Annotated in this window: 14 protein-coding genes; 7 read left to right on the plus strand and 7 right to left on the minus strand. The window is 70.6% G+C overall.

The genetic code is table 11. The annotated features are described in order from the left end of the window. Positions 1–7: 7 nt before the first annotated feature. The 4 genes from NI17_RS14310 to NI17_RS14325 all read right to left on the minus strand — a co-directional run bounded on the left by NI17_RS14310 (position 8) and on the right by NI17_RS14325 (position 6,420). Positions 8–2,143: a dipeptide ABC transporter ATP-binding protein gene (locus NI17_RS14310; RefSeq protein WP_068688627.1), complete on the minus strand. Its 2,136-nt coding sequence runs from the start codon at positions 2,141–2,143 to the stop codon at positions 8–10. A gap of 45 nt (positions 2,144–2,188) precedes the next feature. Then, positions 2,189–3,103 (minus strand): ABC transporter permease, encoded by a 915-nt coding sequence (locus tag NI17_RS14315; RefSeq protein WP_068688625.1) that lies wholly within the window; start codon positions 3,101–3,103, stop codon positions 2,189–2,191. 64 nt (positions 3,104–3,167) lie between these two features. Then, on the minus strand, positions 3,168–4,229 hold the full coding sequence (gene mgrA, locus NI17_RS14320) for an L-glyceraldehyde 3-phosphate reductase (protein ID WP_068688623.1): 1,062 nt from the start codon (positions 4,227–4,229) through the stop codon (positions 3,168–3,170). 148 nt (positions 4,230–4,377) lie between these two features. After that, on the minus strand, positions 4,378–6,420 hold the full coding sequence (locus NI17_RS14325) for a PhoX family protein (protein WP_068688620.1): 2,043 nt from the start codon (positions 6,418–6,420) through the stop codon (positions 4,378–4,380). A gap of 619 nt (positions 6,421–7,039) precedes the next feature. Between NI17_RS14325 and NI17_RS14330 the strand changes: the two genes are divergently transcribed. After that, entirely contained in the window at positions 7,040–7,504 is a 465-nt protein-coding gene (locus NI17_RS14330) for an ATP-binding protein (protein ID WP_068688619.1), read from the plus strand. Between the two features lie 70 nt (positions 7,505–7,574). Here NI17_RS14330 and NI17_RS14335 read toward each other — a convergent pair whose 3' ends face one another. Both NI17_RS14335 and NI17_RS14340 read right to left on the minus strand, forming a co-directional pair. Beyond that, on the minus strand, positions 7,575–7,733 hold the full coding sequence (locus NI17_RS14335) for a hypothetical protein (protein WP_170163055.1): 159 nt from the start codon (positions 7,731–7,733) through the stop codon (positions 7,575–7,577). A 189-nt stretch (positions 7,734–7,922) separates the two neighbouring features. Further along, positions 7,923–11,114: an efflux RND transporter permease subunit gene (locus NI17_RS14340; RefSeq protein ID WP_068688617.1), complete on the minus strand. Its 3,192-nt coding sequence runs from the start codon at positions 11,112–11,114 to the stop codon at positions 7,923–7,925. 234 nt (positions 11,115–11,348) lie between these two features. Between NI17_RS14340 and NI17_RS14345 the strand changes: the two genes are divergently transcribed. Together NI17_RS14345 and NI17_RS14350 are read left to right on the plus strand one after the other, a co-directional pair. Continuing rightward, positions 11,349–11,834, plus strand: a complete 486-nt coding sequence (locus NI17_RS14345) for a MarR family winged helix-turn-helix transcriptional regulator (RefSeq protein ID WP_068688615.1) — start codon at positions 11,349–11,351, stop codon at positions 11,832–11,834. Next, positions 11,831–12,628 carry a (2Fe-2S)-binding protein gene (locus NI17_RS14350; protein WP_369974844.1) on the plus strand — a complete coding sequence of 266 codons (798 nt, stop codon included), beginning with the start codon at positions 11,831–11,833 and terminating at the stop codon, positions 12,626–12,628. Before NI17_RS14345 ends, NI17_RS14350 begins: the two co-directional genes overlap by 4 nt. A 17-nt stretch (positions 12,629–12,645) precedes the next feature. Here the strand turns inward: NI17_RS14350 and cmtR are convergent, their stop codons facing one another. Then, a complete protein-coding gene (cmtR, locus tag NI17_RS14355; protein WP_068688611.1) occupies positions 12,646–12,993 on the minus strand; it encodes a Cd(II)/Pb(II)-sensing metalloregulatory transcriptional regulator CmtR in 348 nt (115 codons plus the stop codon). A 98-nt stretch (positions 12,994–13,091) separates the two neighbouring features. Between cmtR and NI17_RS14360 the strand changes: the two genes are divergently transcribed. The 4 genes from NI17_RS14360 to NI17_RS14375 all read left to right on the plus strand — a co-directional run bounded on the left by NI17_RS14360 (position 13,092) and on the right by NI17_RS14375 (position 17,764). Next, on the plus strand, positions 13,092–13,991 hold the full coding sequence (locus tag NI17_RS14360) for a cation diffusion facilitator family transporter (protein WP_068688609.1): 900 nt from the start codon (positions 13,092–13,094) through the stop codon (positions 13,989–13,991). A 219-nt stretch (positions 13,992–14,210) separates the two neighbouring features. Next, positions 14,211–15,455 carry a Na+/H+ antiporter NhaA gene (gene nhaA / locus NI17_RS14365; protein ID WP_068688607.1) on the plus strand — a complete coding sequence of 415 codons (1,245 nt, stop codon included), beginning with the start codon at positions 14,211–14,213 and terminating at the stop codon, positions 15,453–15,455. Positions 15,456–15,659: 204 nt separating this feature from the next. Next, positions 15,660–17,078: a TrkH family potassium uptake protein gene (locus NI17_RS14370; protein ID WP_068688605.1), complete on the plus strand. Its 1,419-nt coding sequence runs from the start codon at positions 15,660–15,662 to the stop codon at positions 17,076–17,078. Positions 17,079–17,095: 17 nt separating this feature from the next. Continuing rightward, positions 17,096–17,764, plus strand: coding sequence for a potassium channel family protein (locus NI17_RS14375; RefSeq protein WP_068688603.1), 669 nt, complete (start codon positions 17,096–17,098; stop codon positions 17,762–17,764). Positions 17,765–17,779 lie beyond the last annotated feature (15 nt).

A 17,779-nucleotide genomic window follows, 5' to 3' on the forward strand; every position in this document is an offset into this window, starting at 1 on the left:
TGCGCCGTCACGCGTGGTGGCAGGCGACCGCGTGGTCTGCGTCGTGGACCGGCCGAAGTTCGGGCGGCTGTGTGACACAGCGCCGCCGGTCCGGTTCGGGCAGGGTGCGGAACTTCGGGCAGCGGGTCCGGAACCGGCACCCCGACGGGGGGTCGGACGGGTCTGGCGGGTCGCCGTCCAGCACGATCCGGGTCCGGCCGCGTTCCCTCACGGGGTCCGGGACGGGCAGCGCCGACAGCAGGGCCCGGGTGTAGGGGTGTCGCGGGTCGGTGTAGACCGAGGCGGTGTCGCCGATCTCCACGACCACGCCCAGGTGCATGACGGCCACCCGGTCCGCGACGTGCCGCACCACCGCCAGGTCGTGGGCGACGAACAGGTAGGACATGCCCAGCCGGGTCTGGAGGTCCGTCAGGAGGGCGAGCACGCCCGCCCGGATGGACACGTCCAGGGCCGACACCGGTTCGTCCAGCAGCAGCAGCCGGGGTTCCAGGGCGATCGCCCGGGCGATGCCGACGCGTTGGCGTTGTCCTCCGGACAACTGGGCCGGGTGGCGTTGCGCGTGGGAGTCGTCCAATCCGACCAGGGCCAGCAGTTCCCGGACCCGGTGCGGGATGCGCTGTCGGGGATGGCGGTGGACGCGCAGCGGTTCGGCGACGAGTTCGGCGACCGGCATACGCGGGTCCAGGGCCGATGCGGCGTCCTGGAAGACCACCTGGAGGTCGCGCCGCAGGGCGAACCGCTCCTTCGGGGACAGTGTGCCCGTGTCCCTGCCCAGTACCGTGATGCCGCCGTGGTCGGGCCGGGTCAGGTCGAGGATCGCGGTCAGCGTGGTGGACTTGCCCGCCCCGGACTCTCCCACCAGGGCGAGGGTTTCGTGTTCTCGCAGGTCGAAGCTGACTCCGTCGACCGCTCGCACGGCGCCGACGCGGCGCCGCAGGATCGTTCCCCGGTACAGCGGGTGGTGTTTGACGAGGTTGTCGACGCGCAGCACGGTGGGGCGCCTGGCGCGGGGGGTGCGCGCGGCGGCCGGTGGGGCGTCGGGCCTCGGGTAGAGGTCGGCGGCGCTCCAGTGGTTGGCCGTGATCTCGTCGGCGCGGAGGCAGGCCACGCGGTGGGTGGAGTCGGGGGCGGAGCCGACCGGCAGCGGCCGCGGGGACTCGGTGTCGCACTGCGGCAGCGCGACGGGGCAGCGCGGCGCGAACGGGCAGCCGGGAGGGGGGTCGGTCGGTGTCGGCGGGGTGCCTCCGATGGGGGGCAGCGGCCCGCGTCCGGTGGTGTCCACGCGCGGGACCGTGCCCAGCAGCCCCATCGTGTAGGGCATGCGGGGCCGGTGGTACACCTCGGCCACGGTGCCCGTCTCCACCGGGCGTCCGGCGTACATGACCAGGACCCGGTCGGCGAGTGCCGCCACGACCCCCAGATCGTGGGTGATCACGACGATCGCGGTGCCGGTCTCGCGGCGGACGGTGGCGAGCAGGTCGAGGATCTGGGCCTGGACCGTGGCGTCCAGGGCGGTGGTGGGCTCGTCGCAGAGGATGACGTCGGGGTTGTTGGCCATCGCCATGGCGATCATGACGCGCTGGCGCATGCCGCCGGAGAACTCGTGGGGGAAGGCGTCGACGCGGCGGTCCGCGTCGGGGATGCCGACCAGGCGCAGGAGTTCGACCGCGCGCTCCCGCGCCCGGGCCCTTCCGGTTCCGGGATGGTGGACGCGGACGGCTTCGGCCAGTTGGTCGCCGACCGTGTGGACGGGGGTGAGCGCCGCCATCGGGTCCTGGAAGACCATGGAGACGGCCCTGCCGCGGATCGCGGCGAGCCGCCGTTCGTCGAGGCCGAGCAGTTCCCGTCCGTTGAGCCGCACCGAACCGGACACGCGGGCGCGGTCGGGCAGCAGTCCCATCACGGCCAGGGCGGACGCCGACTTCCCCGCGCCGGACTCTCCGACGATTCCCAGGATCTCGCCGCGGCGGAGCCGGTAGCTGAGCCCCCGTACCGCCCGGACGTCGCCGCCCTCTCCGGTTCCGGGAAAGGTGACGTGGAGGTCCTCGACGCACAGCACGGGCTCGTCCGGCGGGTGCGCTCCGGTCGTCTCGGGGGGAGACGCGGGATCGGGGTGCGTCTCGGTTCCGGTCACGGTGTGCATCCTAGGGCCTGCGCGGCGGTGCGTTCCGGGCGCGTCACGCGGCGGTCAGGCGCGGTGGGCCGCGCTGTCGGGGGCCAGGGCGTCGCGCAGGCCCTCGCCGAGGAGGTTGACGGCCAGCACCAGGGTGACGAGCAGCCCGGTGCAGAAGCCGAACACCCAGGGGTGGGTGACCGCGTGGCGGGTGCCGTCGGCGATGAGGGTGCCGAGGGAGACGTCGGGCGGTTGCACGCCCAGTCCGAAGTAGGACAGGCTCGTCTCCGCGATGATCGCCGCGCTCACGTTGACGGTGACGTCCGCGATGACCAGCGAGGAGAGGTTCGGAAGGATGTGGCGGGCGATGACCGCGGCGGGGGAGGCCCCCATGTAGCGGGCGGCGCGGACGTACTCGTGCTCCCGCAGCGAGATCGTGGCGCTTCGGACCATCCGGGCGGTCACCATCCAGCCGAACGCGGCCAGCAGCAGCACGAAGGCGATCCAGCCGCCCTTCTCGGCCACGGGGAGCAGGACGGCCAGGACGAGGAGCGGCGGCACCACCATGGCCAGGTCGGTGAGCCAGGTCAGGAGCCGGTCGGTGCGGCCGGGGAAGTATCCGGCGACCGTGCCCACGGCGACGGCGACCGCGGTGGTGAGCACCGCGGCGAGCAGTCCGATGACCAGCGACCTGCGCAGCCCCACCAGGGTGGCGACGTACAGGTCCCGGCCGGTGCTGTCGGTGCCGAACCAGTGGCGGGGCGAGGGCGGCTGCAGGAAGCTGGTGTGGTCGTGTTCGGTGAGGTCCCACGGCGCGGCCAGCGGGCCGAGCCAGGCGAGAAGCGCCAGCAGGCCGAGGAGGCCCGCTCCGACGAGGACTCCGGGGCGGCGCAGGGCCGCGTGCAGTGCCGGGGACCAGCGGCCGGGGAGGCGCGGGTCGCCGCCGCCCCGCTCGGCGCGGGGTCCGGTGTGCTGTCCCGGCCTGGACATGGTGGGCTCCTCTCCGGGGGAACGCCCCGCCCGGCGGGGTGTGCCGCCGGGCGGGGCGGCGGGTTCAGGGTCGGCTGGACACGCGCCAGATGTCGATACCGATGTCCGAGGCGTGCTGGTCGATCTCGGCGAGTTCGGTGTCGGTGAACTCCGCGGACCGCACCGCCGCGGCGTTGTCCTCCAGTTGCCGGACGCTGCTGGCCCCGATGAGCGCCGAGGTGATCCTGGGGTCGCGCAGGGTCCAGGCGATCGCCATCTGGGCGAGGCTCTGGCCGCGCTGTGCCGCGATCTCGTTGAGGGCGCGGATGCGGGCCAGGTTGTCCTCGGTCAGCCAGTCGGGTGACAGCGACTTGCCCGCCGCGGCACGGGATTCGGTGGGGATGCCGCCGAGGTACCTGTCGGTGAGCATGCCCTGGGCCAGCGGGGAGAAGACGATGCAGCCGACGCCCTCGTTCTCCAGGGTGTCGAGCAGGCCGTCCTCCTCGATCCAGCGGTTGAGCATGGAGTAGGAGGGCTGGTGGACGAGCAGCGGGGTGCCCGCCTGCCGCAGGATCGTCGCCGCCTCGGCGGTGTGCTGCGGCGAGTAGGAGGAGATGCCCGCGTACCGAGCCCTGCCCGACCTCACCGCGGTGTCCAGGGCCGACATGGTCTCCTCCAGCGGGGTGGAGGGATCGTGGCGGTGGCTGTAGAAGATGTCGACGTGGTCCAGTCCCATGCGTGCCAGGGACTGGTCCAGGCTGGCCAGCAGGTACTTGCGGGAGCCGCCGTTGCCGTAGGGGCCGGGCCACATCTCCCATCCGGCCTTGGTGGAGATCACCAGTTCGTCGCGGTAGGCGCGGAAGTCCTCACGCAGGACGCGTCCGAAGTTGAGTTCGGCGGAGCCGGGCGGCGGCCCGTAGTTGTTGGCCAGGTCGAAGTGGGTGATTCCCAGGTCGAAGGCGCGCCGCAGGATCGCGCGCTGGGTGTCCAGGGGGCGGTCGTCACCGAAGTTGTGCCACAGGCCGAGTGAGATCGCGGGAAGGTCGAGCCCGCTGCGTCCGGTTCTGCGGTACGGCATGCGGCCGTCGTAGCGTCCGGGGTCCGCCGTGTGGATTCCGGCGGGGGGAACGTCGCCTCTGTGCGCCATGGGGTGATCCTGCCATGTCCCGCTCCGGTGGAGGCGCGACCCGCCGTTCCCCGAACGGACCGGTGGCGGGAGCCGTCCGGGGCGGGACGTCGCCGGGCGGGGTGCCCGCACCACGGGGTTCCGTGGTGCGGGCACCGGTGGGCGCGGGTCAGGCGGAGCCCACCTTCTTGCCGTTGGCGTGCCAGATGGAGACCACCGAGGGCCGGGGGAAGTCTCCGTCGGGCCAGACGCTGGTGGGGTTGTCCACGGTGCCGTCCTCGCCCGGGTGCTGGGGGGCGATGAAGACGGTCTTCTCGTCGGGGGTGATGCAGGGGCCGCAGCACTCGGCGTCGACCGGGACGGTGGCGAAGGTCTTGAGTTCGCCCCGGTACCGCCCCTCGACCGGCATCACGTGCAGGGCGTCGTTGACGCCCAGGCTGCCGGGCTGTCCGTCGGTGGAGATCCACAGGTTGCCGGACTTGTCGAAGGTCAGGTTGTCGGGGGAGGAGACCGCCGCGACCCGGGACTTGTCGTATCCGGCGAAGTAGGTGCTGGGGTCCTCGGGGTCGCCGCAGACCACGACCACGGTCCAGGTGAAGGTGGTGGCGCCGGAGTCGTTCCGGTGCTCGCTGATCTCCAGGACATGGCCGTACCGGTTGGCGGCGCGCGGGTTGGCCTCGTCGACCTGGCCGGGTTCGCGGGCGGAGTTGTTGGTGAGCGCGCAGTACACCTTGCCGCTGGTGGGGCTGGCCTCGATGTCCTCGGGGCGGTCCATCTTGGTGGCGCCGACCCTGTCGGCCGCGAGCCGGGTGTGGACCAGCACCTCCTCGACGCTGAAGCCGTCGACGTAGCTGCGGGTGGCGTCGCACAGCGGGATCCACTCGCCGGTTCCGTCGAACGCTCCGTCCTCGGGCAGCGTGCCGGAGCCGTCGATCTGTTCGGCGGGGCTGTTGCCGGTGAGTCTGGCGACGTAGAGGGTGCCCGCGTCGAGCAGGCCGTCGTTGTGGCGGCGCGAGCCGCCGCGGTACTTCTTGTCGCTGACGAACTTGTAGATGTAGTCGAAGCGCTCGTCGTCGCCCATGTAGACGGCGGCCCGCCGGTCCTTGGTGAGTCGGACGGTGGCGGCCTCGTGCTTGAACCGGCCGAGCATGGTGCGCTTGCGCGGCTTGTAGTGGGGGTCGAACGGGTCGACCTCGACGATGTAGCCGAACCGGTTGGCCTCGTTGGGGTGCTTGGACAGGTCGAAGCGCTCGTCGACGCGGTCGAACCGGCGGTTGCCCCGGCGGGTGTCGCCGGAGGTGGCGATGCCGTAGCGCCGCAGGGCGGGCTTGGCCTCCTCGGGGGCGCCCTCTCCACCCACGAAGTACTGGTGGAAGTTCTCCTCGGCGGTCAGCACGGTTCCCCACGGGGTGGTGCCGCCGCCGCAGTTGTTGAGCATGCCCAGCACCTTGGTGCCGGTGGGGTCGGCCTCGGTGCGCAGCAGTTCGTGTCCCGCGGCGGGTCCGGTGAGTTTCATCGGGGTGGTCGCGGTGATGCGGCGGTTGTAGTAGCGCCGTCCCCTGGTGACCAGGCGCCACTCCCCGGTGCGGCCGACGCGCTCGACCTCGACGACCGATGCGCCGTGCGCGGCCATGGCGATCCTGATCTGCTCGGGATCGGCGGCGGAGCCGTCGGTGTAGCCGGCGAACATGAGGGCTTCGTTGGTGTACTCGTGGTTCACCCAGAGCAGGGCGCGCCGCGAGTCGATCTTGAAGAAGCTGACGTAGTCGCAGTTGTACCCGAACTGCTTCTCCTGCGCCTCGGCGGTCTGGTTGGCGAAGTCGAACTCGGGCGCGCCGGGGATGACCGGGTCGCCCCACCGGACGACGACGTTGTGCTTGTAGCCGGAGGGGACGGTGACCTGGTCGTCGACGTTGGGCTGGACCGAGGAGAAGTCGAGCCGGGAGTTCCTGCCGCGGCCGCCGTTTCCGGCGAGCGCCGGGGCCGCGCCGCCCACCGCCAGGGCGGAGACGCCCGCACCGACCGCGCCCGCGCGCAGGACGCCGCGGCGGGACAGCACCCCGGTGTAGATGTCACCGAAGTAGGGGTTGTCGCTGGTGTTGGGCGCCTCGTGGTAGCAGGCGTCACCGCAGCGGAAACGGCAGGTCGCCCGGGAGCGCCCACCGAGGGAGCCGATGATCGGCAGCGATCGACGGGGGGCGGTTTCGGTCACGTGGTCCTCCTGAGTCGTGTGCGAGGTGTCCCGCTCCACCGCACCGACGCAGGACCTCGTGCGGGGCGACGGACTGTCGGCGCGGGGTGAGAGACCGTCAAACCGCCACAACCGTCTCGGAATTGCTGGTCGAGACCGTGAATGTGTCATGAACGACACCGCAATTCGGCGTCACCGATCACGGTAGGGGAAGGAGGGGCTGAGCGGGTGGGACACGCCGTGGTCCTCACCCCGATCGACGGTCACGGTTGGTTGTCCACAGATTTCTTTTAGTACGCCCCCGCCTCGCTCACCGGGAGACAACGCCCGTATTCTTTTTCGTGGAGAAAAGTCCACAAAGCCACGACGCTCACCCGTAGCACCGCGGGGACCGCTTTCCCGGGCTGACCACGCTCGCGCCGTGACCCTGCCGGGCATGGACCGACCCACTTGTGGTGCCGGCCGGACAGCACCCGTCCACGCGGCCCTGTTCAATGGCGCGGGCCCTCCCGTGCCCTTGGGGAGTGATCACATGACCGACAGCTCGACAGCGCAGTCCTCGACCTGGCCGCCCGCCTTGGTCCCACGCCAACGCACCGGTCCCGTTGCCCACCCGTCCCCCCAAGCACCGGCGAAGCCTATGCACGAGCATTCCCTTCCCCACTCCGATGCGCGCGGCCTTCCCGTCCGACGCCGCTTCCCCGGGCTGGCCAGCCAGATCAGGCACGCCCGCCGTTTTGTGGCGCGCCAGCTCCACGACTGTCCCGAAATCTCCACCGTGACCCTGCTGACCAGCGAGATCGCCACGAACGCGGTGACGCACAGCGCGTCGGGCGCTCCGGGCGGCAAGTTCGAGGTGACGGTCTACACCGCCGCGAGCTGGGTCCGGGTGGAGGTCCGGGACCTGGGGGGTTCCGAGCTTCCGCGTCCCCAGCACCGCGACCCCTACGACGTCAGCGAGCACGGACGGGGGCTGGACCTGGTCGAGGCCCTGGCGGCCAAGTGGGGTGTGGAGGCCCGTGCGGACGGTCTGGGGCGGACCGTCTGGTTCGAACTGGTCTGGGACGGTGACTCCGCGCGGAGTTGCGGCTCCTCGGACGACTGAGGGGTCCTCCCTCGGGAAGACCCCCGTCTGTTGCCGGTGTGCTGTGCGGTCGACGTGCGCTCCGATCGGTTCAGGCGTCCGCCCCGGACTCGGTGGGGGTTGGGGGGGTGTCGGGCAGACGGTACTTCTCGTACAGGCGACGTGCGTAGTCCTTGGCCTCCTGCGAGGGCTCCGCTCCGAGTTCTTCGCGGACGAGTTCGTCGAGATCGTTGTTCGTGGTGGTTCCCATAAGGCGAAAGCTTGCCTGCCGTAACCTGCGTTTTACAAATCGGCCCGCCCGCTCCGCGCGGTGGGGCGCCGCTGCGCGGCGGCCGGACGGAGGGGCGCACTCCCTGTCGCGGAGTGCGCGGCGCGGGCGGGCCGCCGCGTGGACGCGGCGGCCCGCCCGTGGTCACGGCCTCGTGGCGACCGCGTCCGGTCAGTTCGCGGCGTCCTCCTTCGCCTTCTCCCGCGCGGCCTTCTCGGCCTCGGCGCGGGCCGCGGCGAGCGCGGCCTCACGCCTGGCGGCGCGGCGCGCGAGCCTGCGCTCCTTGGCTCCCTCGGTCATGGTGTAGAGCACCGGGACCAGGATGAGGGTGAGCAGCGTGGAGCTGACCAGGCCGCCGATGACCACGATCGCCAGCGGTTGGGAGATGAACGCTCCGCCTCCGGTGAGGCCGAGGGACATCGGGGTGAGCGCGCCGATGGTGGCCAGTGCGGTCATGAGGATCGGCCGCAGGCGGTGCCGGGAGCCCTCGACGACGGCCTCCCGCAGTTCCATGCCCTCCTCGCGGTACTGGTTGATCAGGTCGATCAGCACGATCGCGTTGGTGACCACGATGCCGATGAGCATCAGCATGCCGATCAGTCCGGGCAGGCTCAGCGTCGTTCCGGTGACCAGCAGCAGGCCCAGAGCGCCGGTGGCGGCGAACGGGATGGAGACCAGCAGCACCAGGGGCTGGCGCAGGCTCTTGAAGGTGGCCACCATGATGAGGTAGACGATCACGATGGCGACCAGCATGGCCACGCCCATCTGGACGAGCGCCTCGTTCTGGTCCTCGCTGACCCCGCCGATGGTGGCGGTGGCTCCCTGGGGCAGGTCGAGTTCCTGCAGGGCCCTGTCCAGGTCGACGCTGACCCGGCCGAGGTCGTCGGCGGTGGGGGTGGCGGTGACGGTCGCGGCGCGGAATCCGTCGCTGCGGCTCAGCTCGGGCGCCTGGAGCACCTCTTCGACCTCGGCGACCTCGGACAGCCTCACCTCGTCGCCGGTGGGGGTGGTGATCTCCAGGTCCTCCAGGTCCTCGACGCTGGCGGGGCTGTCGTCCACGCGCAGCACCATGTCGTGCTGGACGTCGTCGACGGTCACGGTTCCGACGTCGGTGCCGCGGAACGCGGCGGTCACGGCCTGGCCGATCTGGCCTTCGGTGAGTCCCTCCTCGGCGGCGTCCTCCCCGTCGACGCGGATCTCGAACGCGGGCTGGGTGGCGGCGATGCTGCTCTCCACGTCGGCCGCGCCGGGGATGTCGCGGACCGCCTCCTCGACGAGCGCGGTCGCCTCCTCCAGGGTCTCCCGGCTGTCGGCCCTGATCTCCACGGACAGCGAGGTGCCGAAGGCTCCGGCACTGCTGACGCGCGTCTCGCCCTCGGTGTCCACCTCGTCGAGGGCCTGACGCAGTTCCTCCTGGTAGGCGGCCTGGTCGCCGTCGGGGTCGGTGGTGATGGCGTAGGTGATGGAGTCGGCTCCGCCGCCGAACATGACGCTCATCGTGTCGTTGCCGCCGAAGGTCGCCTGGTAGGACTCGATCCAGGGCAGCTCCGCCAGCTTCTCCTCGACCTTGGCCGCTTCGGCGTCGGCCGCTTCCAGGGAGGTGCCCACGGGCAGGTCCTGGGTGACGTTGACGGTGTTCTGCCCCTGGTCGTCGAGGTAGCTGGTCTTGATGAACAGGGACATGGCCCCCGTGCCGACGAAGACCACGACGGCGGCCAGGAGGGTGACCAGCCAGTGCCTGGTGGCCCAGCGGATCACCGGCAGGTAGCCGCGCTGCAGCGGGGAGCGCAGTTCGCGCTCGTGCTCCTCGGCCCTGATCCGCTCCAGTTCCTCCGGGGGCACGATCTTGGGCCGCATGAACCAGTAGGCCAGCACCGGGATGATCGTGAGGGACACCAGCAGGGAGGCGGCGAGCGCGATGCTGACGGTCACCGCGAAGGGCCGGAACAGCTCACCGATCTGGCCGCCGACGAATCCGACCGGCAGGAACACGGCGATGGTGGTCAGGGTGGCCGAGGTGATGGCCAGCGCCACCTCGCGCACCCCCGTGAACACGGCCGTGTACTTGTCCTCTCCGTAGCCCAGGTGGCGCTTGATGTTCTCCAGCACCACGATGGAGTCGTCGACCACACGGCCCACCGCCACGGTCAGCGCGCCCAGTGTGAACAGGTTGAGGGTGTAGTCGAAGGCCCACATGCCCAGGACCGCGATGAGCAGCGAGACCGGGATGGAGACCGCGGTGACGAGGGTGGAGCGGACCGACAGCAGGAAGACCAGGATGACGATGACGGCGAAGGCCAGGCCCAGCAGGCCCTCCTCGGCCATGGCGACGATGGAGTCGTTGATGTAGGGCGCCTGGTCGTAGACCACGGTGATGTTGGTGTCCACGCCCAGTTGGTCCTCGAGGTCGGCGACCCGCTCCCGCACCTCCTCGGAGATCTCGACGGTGTTGCCGTCGGGGGTCTTGGTGATCGAGATGCCGAGGCTCGGCTCACCGTTGGTCCGGGTGATGCTGGTGGCGTCGTCGAGGACCAGTTCGACGTCGGCGACCTCGGACAACCGGACCGGCTCGGGGGTCGGGGCCTGGGGAACGCCGGGCATCGCCGCCACGGGCGCTCCGCCGGGGGTCAACCAGATGTTCTCGACGTCCTCGACCGACTCCAGTCGGCCGCCGGTGGTGACGGTGAGGGTGCGGTCCTCCTCGGTGATCTGGCCGCCGGGCAGCAGCCTGCCGCTGGCCTGCAGCGCGTTGGTGAGGTCGTTGACGGTGTAGCCGGCGTCCTCCAGTTCGTCCTCGTCGGGGGTGATGACGACGGTGGACTCCCGCACACCGGTGACCTGGACGGCGCGGACGCCGTCGACGGACTCCAGTTCGGGGACCAGCAGCTCCTGGACCGGTTCGGCGAGCGCCTGGGCGTCGCCGTCGCCCGCTCCGGCGGCCAGTGCGATGACGGGGAGGTCGTCCACGCTGAACGCCATGACGTAGGGGTCGACGTCCTCGGGCAGCATCGGCTCGACCTGGTCGACCGCCTGCTGGAGGGCGCGGACGGCGTCGTCGGTGGAGTCGCCGTAGTCGAACTCGGCGACGATCTGGACCGAGCCGGTGCTGGAGGTGGCGGTGTAGCCGATCACTCCGGGAACGCCCTTGACCGCCTGCTCCAGGGGCTGGGTGACCTCGGTCTCCACGACCTGCGGCGAGGCCCCCTGGTACTGGGCGCCGACCACGGCCATGGGCACTTCGAACGAGGGAATGAGCTCGCGCTTCATCGATCCCGCGGCGATCACGCCGAAAACGAGCGCGCTGAGTGTGATCAGCAGGATCAACGCCCGGTTGCCAAGGCTGAGCTTGGCCAGTTTGGACATGGGTATGGGGCTCCTCAACCAGGATGATTCACGTCAAATTCGGACACCGCATGGTGAGCGGTCGCGCTTGATCTGCCCGCGCCCGCCGGTGGGAGAGGCCACGCGGGTTCGTCAGCCGGGCACGCGCCTCCACGGTACTTCGCGTGACATTGAAGATCATGCCAGAGTGATACAAATCAGGGATATGTCAGGGAATCCATCCACAGCGGATCAGGGCTGAGAGCGGGAACCGGAATGGACAGTGGCGCGTCTGATGCCAAATCCCAGTTGATCGAGCGTCTCCAGGAGCTGGAGGCGCGTCAGCTCAGGTTGTTCGTACGGGACCGCTCGCTGCCCCTGTTGAGCACCACCCTGACGATTCAGCAGCTCAAGGTGTTGGTGGCGCTGGCCATCGACGGCAATACCCCCACCCATGAGCTGGCCGAGCGGATCGGGGTGAGTATGGCCACACTCACCGGGATCGTGGACCGGTTGGCCGCCCGCTCCCTGGTGCTCCGTCGCGAGGACCCCGCGGACCGGCGGGTGCGCCGCGTCGACCTGACCGAGGAGGGCCGCGGCCTCATCGACGACATGTGGGGCACGAGCAGGCAGCGCACCGAGGCGGCGCTGCGTTCGCTGGACGTGGAGACGCTGCGCGGCCTGGTCCAGGGCGCGGAGGCGCTGTACCAGGCGTTGGCCGGGAGCGCCGGAGCGACGCCGACCGACATGAGGAGGAAGTGACCTTGACCACTGCGACGGAGGGCTCCTCCGGCCTCCCCGACCGCCGCGTGTTCGACGCCCTCGCCGGACTGGGCGGCTATTTCGAACTGGTTCCCCTCGACAGCGCCGCTTCCGGGGGGCTGCACTCCTTCGCGGAGCTGTACGGAACGCCGGAGCTGCTGGACGCCCGGATCGCGTGGGTGGCGCACAGGTACGGCCCGGTCGAGCCGCGGGTGTCCGCCTCGGTCGCCCACCTGGGGTTCGCGGCCCGGCTGGTCTCCCCGGCCCTGGCCGCGGCCTGCGCGGGGACGGTACTGGACGTGCCCGCGGCGTCGCTGCTGTGGCGGGAGGGATCCGAGCGGGTCACGTCGTGGCTGGCCGGTCCGTACGGCGCCGCGGCCGTGCCGGACGGCGCGGACGGCGCCGCCGAGCTGTTGCGGCAGTCTCTGGTGGAGCGCCACCTGCGGCCGCTCGGCGCGGCGGTGCGCTCCCGGGTGCGCGTCTCGGAGCGGCTGCTGTGGGGCAATGCCGCCGCGGCGGTCGGAGGCGCGGTGCAGATGATCTCCCTCAAGCGTCCGGAGTGGGCCGACCGCGCCGCGGCGATCGCCACCGCGCTGGTCGAGCGCGCTCCGCTGGCGGGGCTCGGCCACCTGGTGCGGCCCGACGCCGACCGGCCGCACCGGTTCTTCGTGCGCCGCTCCTGCTGCCTGTACTACCGGGCACCGGAGGGCGGCAAGTGCGGGGACTGCGCCCTGCTGGACTCCGGGACCCGGGCGCGTCGGTGGCGGTCGGCCATGGCCGACCCGGCTGTCTGATCCGGGGTTCGGTCCGCTCAGTCCGCGGCCACGGGGAGGGACTCCCCCGGCGGGGTGTGTTCCACGGCCACGCCCCAGACCACGTGCAGCAGGTCCTCCAGTGCGTGCCGCAGCGACTCGTCCACCAGGGAGTAGCGGATCTGCCTGCCCTGCGCGACGGTGCGCACCAGGCCGCACTCGCGCAGGCAGGACAGGTGGTTGGAGACGTTCTGCCGGGTCAGTCCCAGTTGTTCGGCGAGTCTCGCGGGGTAGGCGGGGCCGTCCAGCAGGGCCAGGAGCAGGCGGCACCGCGTGGGATCGGCCAGGGCCCGCCCCAGGCGCTGGACGGCGGAGAGACGTTGCTCGGGGGTCAACACGGCAGCCATTTTACACTTTTTGCTGTATAGACAGCCATCACTGTATAAACAGTGATAGCTGAACTGTCGGTGCTTCACCGGATTGCCCACCGGAGACGGGAGAGAGCATGGGCCACGACCACCGGACCGCCGCGGGAGCGCACCGCGGGCGTCTGCTCCTCGTGCTGTGTCTGACCCTCGGCGTCATGGCACTCCAGGTCGTCGGCGGCCTGGCGACGGGCAGCCTCGCCCTGCTCGCCGACGCCGGGCACATGGCGGTCGACTCCTTCGGAATCGCGCTGGCCCTCCTCGCGATCTGGATCGCGAACCGGCCGTCCGGTCCGGGGCGCACCTTCGGCCTGCAACGGGCGGAGATCCTGGCCGCCGCGGCCAACGCCCTGCTGCTGTTCCTGCTGTGCGCGTTCGTCGGCTACGAGGCCGTCCACCGACTGCTGGATCCCGAACCCGTCGCCGGCCCCGCCATGCTGGCCTTCTCCGCCGCCGGCCTCGTCGCCAACCTGGTCGGCCTGGCGCTGCTGCACCGCGGACAGGCCGAGAGCCTCAACCTGCGCGGCGCCTACCTGGAGGTACTGGGCGACCTGCTGTCCTCGGTGGGGGTCGTGGCGGCCTCCCTGATCATCTGGGCCACCGGATGGGACCGCGTGGACTCGGTGGTGTCGATCGCCATCGCGCTGTTCATCGCGCCGCGCGCCTGGCACCTGCTCAACGAGGCCCTGCATATCCTGCTGGAGGCGGCCCCGCGCGACATCGACCTCGGTGAGGTCCGTCGGCACCTGCGCACCCAGCCCGGCGTGGTGGACGTACACGACCTGCACGCCTGGACCATCACCTCGGGCATGCCGGTGCTGTCGGCGCACGTGGTGGTCGAGGACGCCGCCCTGGCCGACACCGGACGCCTCCTGGACCGACTGCACGAGTGCCTCTCCGGACACTTCGCCATCGAGCACTCCACCCTCCAGGTGGAGCCCGTGGGGCACGTGCAACACGAAGGCGCCAGACACGAATGATTTTTGCCGTCCTAATATTTAGATCTGTGTCGATCGGCCGGTGGGGAGGATCCCCGGATCGCTCCGCCGACCCGCGCACCCCTGGACATGGGGCCGCGGCCCTGGCATAGTCGCCCGGGGCCCGCGGAGTCCGTACCCAGGCGCACTCCGCGGCGGGTCATGGTGTGCCGGGAAGTCTGGTCGGCGACGTGTTCGGCGAACGATTCTCGAGGGGCGGCTATGACCACGCACACGGCAGGCGGCAGACTGCACGCGATCGCTGATCTGTTCCGTTCCGACATCGTGGGCGGCCTCCTGCTCATCGGCGGCGCGGTCGCCGCCCTGATCTGGGCGAACTCCCCGTTCGGGCACTCCTACGAGGCCCTGCGCGAGTTCTCCTTCGGCCCGGAGGCCCTCCACCTGCACCTGTCGGTCGAGGCATGGGTCGCCGACGGCCTGCTCGCCGTCTTCTTCTTCGTCGTCGGCAACGAGCTCAAACAGGAGTTCGTCCACGGCGAGCTGCGCAACCCGCGCCGGGCGATGCTGCCCATCGTCGCCGCGGTCTGCGGCATGGTCGTGCCCGCACTGATCTATGTGGGCCTCAACGCCACCGATCCCGACCGCGTGTCCGGCTGGGGCATTCCGATGGCCACCGACATCGCCTTCGCCGTGGCGATCCTGGCGGTCGTCGGACGCTACCTGCCCCCGGCCCTGCGCACCTTCCTGCTCACCCTGGCGATCGTCGACGACCTCGGCGCGATCGTGGTCATTGCGATCTTCTACACCGACCACCTGTCCTTCCCTCCGATGTTCGCCGCGGCCGCGCTGCTCGCGGTGTTCGGCTACCTCCAGCGCGGCCAGGGACCGGCCGCCCGACTGAACGCCTCGGCGCTGCCCAACTGGGTGGTCTACCTGCCGTTGGCGTTTGCCATCTGGGCTCTGGTGCACGCCAGCGGGGTGCACGCCACCATCGCCGGGGTCGCCATGGGACTGCTCATGCGCACCGTGCCGCTGGCCGGTGAGGAGGAGTCGTCCAGCCACCGCGTCGAGCACCTGCTGAGCCCGTGGTCCTCGGGGCTGGTGCTGCCGGTGTTCGCGCTGATGTCCGCGGGTGTGGCCTTCGAGGGCGGACTGGGCGCGGTGTTCGGCGACACGGCCGCGCTCGGCATCATGGCCGGGCTCGTGGTCGGCAAGACGGTCGGCATCACCGGCGGCTCCTGGTTGACCACCAAGATCACCTCCGCCGAACTGAGCCCCTCCCTGCGTTGGATCGACATCGCCGGCATGTCCATGCTGGCGGGAATCGGGTTCACCGTCTCGCTGCTGATCACCGAACTGTCCTTCCCCGGCCAGCCGGGGGTTCTGGCGCACGCCAAGGCCGGGGTGCTGCTCGCCTCGCTCCTCGCGACGCTGCTGGCCGCCGCCGTGCTGGCGGCGCGCAACGCCCACTACCGCTCCCTTCGGGAGGCCCGGGCCGCCCGCTGACCCGAACCGCCCGTCACGGCCCCCGCACGAAGCGACCGGGCTCCGGGGTCGGCCCCGGAGCCCGGAAGACAGCGGAAACCCCGCCCCCTCTACCGTCGTCATAGGAATCGTAGGTCGGCTCGACGCCTCGGAGCTACGACGCTAACTTCGGTCTTCACGTGCCGATCGCGTCCGGCGATCGCTGGTTAGGACGGCGAACTGACGATGTGGGAGAGATTACGGGGTCTGCGCAGTTGGAGTCTGCGGCTGTTTCGTCGTGTCCCGTCCGGTGTCGTCGAGCGCGGCGCCAACGTGTCCCGGATGCTCTGGCGCAGGCCCGCCCGGCTGCTGGTGCTGCTGTTCGCCTCGGTGATCGTTCTCGGCACCGGCCTGCTGGCACTGCCCGTCTCCCACCAGGTTCCGGACGTCACCCTGGTCGAGGCGCTGTTCACCGCGACGACCTCGCTGTGTGTGGCGGGACTGAGCGTGGTCGACATAGGCGCGCACTGGTCCACCTTCGGCGAGGTCGTCATCCTGTCCCTGATCCAGATCGGCGGCATCGGCATCATGACGATGGCCTCGGTGCTGGGCATCGTGGTCATCCGGCGCTTCGGTATGCGCCTGCAACTGTCGGTGCACAGCGAGCAGCGCACCCTCAACGTGGGTGACGCCCGCGGGATCGTGCTGCGCATCGTGGCGACGAGCCTCACCTGCGAGGCCGTGCTCGCGGCCATCCTGGTTCCCCGGATGTGGCTGGCGCACGGGATGACACCTGGCGCGGCGCTCTACAGCGGCGTCTTCCACTCGGTGTCGGCCTTCAACAACGCCGGGCTGTCCATCTACAGCGACAGCCTCACCCGCTTCTCCGGCGACCCGCTGATCCTGCTGCCGGTCGCGTTGGCCACGATCCTGGGCGGTCTGGGCTTCCCGGTCCTGCTGGAGCTGCGCAGGCACCTGCGCACCCCCCGGCGGTGGAGTCTGCACTCCAAGATGACCGTGTGGACCTCGCTCCTGCTGTTCGGAGGCGGCATGGTCGCGGTGACCGTGCTGGAGTGGGGCAACCCCGCGACCCTGGGCCCGATGCCCTGGCCGCAGAAGCTGCTCGACGGAGCCTTCCACGGAATTATGCCGCGCAGCGGCGGGTTCAACGTGGTGGACGTGGGCGCCATGGAGTCGCACACCCTGTTCGTCATCATCATGCTGATGTTCGTGGGCGGCGGCAGCGCCGGAACCGCCGGAGGCATCAAGACCAGCACGTTCGCGGTGATCTGGTTCGTGGTGTGGGCCGAGGTCCGGGGCCACCCGCATGTGCACGCCTTCGGCCGCAGGCTCTCCTACGGAACGATCCGCCAGGCGCTCAGCCTGACCTTCCTGTCGATGACGGTGGTCGCCTTCGCGACGATCTACCTGACCGCCACCACCGCCCACACGCTCCAGGAGATCCTGTTCGAGGTGGTCTCGGCCTCCGCGGTGGTGGGCCTGTCCACCGGGATCACCCCCGACCTGCCACCGCACGCCCAGGTTCTGTTGACCATACTGATGTTCGCGGGACGCATCGGCCCGATCACCTTCGCCTCCGCTCTGGCGCTGCGCGAGCGCACCCGGCGTTACGATCTGCCCGAAGGCCGCCCCGTCATCGGCTGACACCACGAGGAGAAGCAGTGCCCCGCAGCACGACGAACGACAGACGGGTACTCGTCATCGGCCTTGGCCGGTTCGGCGGCTCGCTCTCCGAGGAGCTGGTCGCCCACGGGTGGGAGGTGCTGGGCGTGGACAGCAACCCGCGACGGGTCCAGTCCTACGCCGACACCCTCACCCACACCGTGGTCGCCGACACCACCGACGACGAGGCGCTGCGCCAGATCGGCGCGCACGAGTTCTCCCGCGCGGTCGTGGCCATCGGCAGCCACCTGGAGGAGAGCATCCTCACCACGTCCCTGCTGGTGGACATGGGGGTGCCGAACATCTGGGCCAAGGCGATCAACCGGCGCCACGGCCGCATCCTCCAGCAGATCGGCGCCCACCACGTGGTGCTGCCCGAGCACGACATGGGGGAGCGCGTGGCCCACCTGTTGTCGGGGCGGATGCTGGACTACGTCGAGATCGAGGAGAACTTCGCCCTCGGCACGACCCGCGCTCCCAAGGAGATCCTCGGCCGCAAGCTCGGTGAGACCGGCGTGCGTTCGGCCCACGGCATCACCGTGGTGTCCATCAAGCGGCACGGCGAGTCGTTCACCTACGCCACCGCGGACACCGTGCCCCAGAAGGGCGACATCATCATCGTCGCGGGCAAGACCAACGACGTGGAGAGGTTCGCCGAGCTGAAGTAGCCCCAAAGTGGACAT

Source organism: Thermobifida halotolerans, from assembly GCF_003574835.2.
In the GTDB taxonomy this organism is placed as follows: Bacteria; Actinomycetota; Actinomycetes; order Streptosporangiales; family Streptosporangiaceae; genus Thermobifida; species Thermobifida halotolerans.

Coding starts and splice junctions, on each gene's coding strand:
- NI17_RS14310 (WP_068688627.1), bottom strand. CDS start 2,143: ATGCACACCGTGACCGGAACCGAGACGCACCCCGATCCCGCGTCTCCC.
- NI17_RS14315 (WP_068688625.1), bottom strand. CDS start 3,103: ATGTCCAGGCCGGGACAGCACACCGGACCCCGCGCCGAGCGGGGCGGC.
- mgrA (WP_068688623.1), bottom strand. CDS start 4,229: ATGGCGCACAGAGGCGACGTTCCCCCCGCCGGAATCCACACGGCGGAC.
- NI17_RS14330 (WP_068688619.1), top strand. CDS start 7,040: ATGCACGAGCATTCCCTTCCCCACTCCGATGCGCGCGGCCTTCCCGTC.
- NI17_RS14335 (WP_170163055.1), bottom strand. CDS start 7,733: ATGGGAACCACCACGAACAACGATCTCGACGAACTCGTCCGCGAAGAA.
- NI17_RS14340 (WP_068688617.1), bottom strand. CDS start 11,114: ATGTCCAAACTGGCCAAGCTCAGCCTTGGCAACCGGGCGTTGATCCTG.
- NI17_RS14345 (WP_068688615.1), top strand. CDS start 11,349: ATGGACAGTGGCGCGTCTGATGCCAAATCCCAGTTGATCGAGCGTCTC.
- cmtR (WP_068688611.1), bottom strand. CDS start 12,993: ATGGCTGCCGTGTTGACCCCCGAGCAACGTCTCTCCGCCGTCCAGCGC.
- NI17_RS14360 (WP_068688609.1), top strand. CDS start 13,092: ATGGGCCACGACCACCGGACCGCCGCGGGAGCGCACCGCGGGCGTCTG.
- nhaA (WP_068688607.1), top strand. CDS start 14,211: ATGACCACGCACACGGCAGGCGGCAGACTGCACGCGATCGCTGATCTG.
- NI17_RS14370 (WP_068688605.1), top strand. CDS start 15,660: ATGTGGGAGAGATTACGGGGTCTGCGCAGTTGGAGTCTGCGGCTGTTT.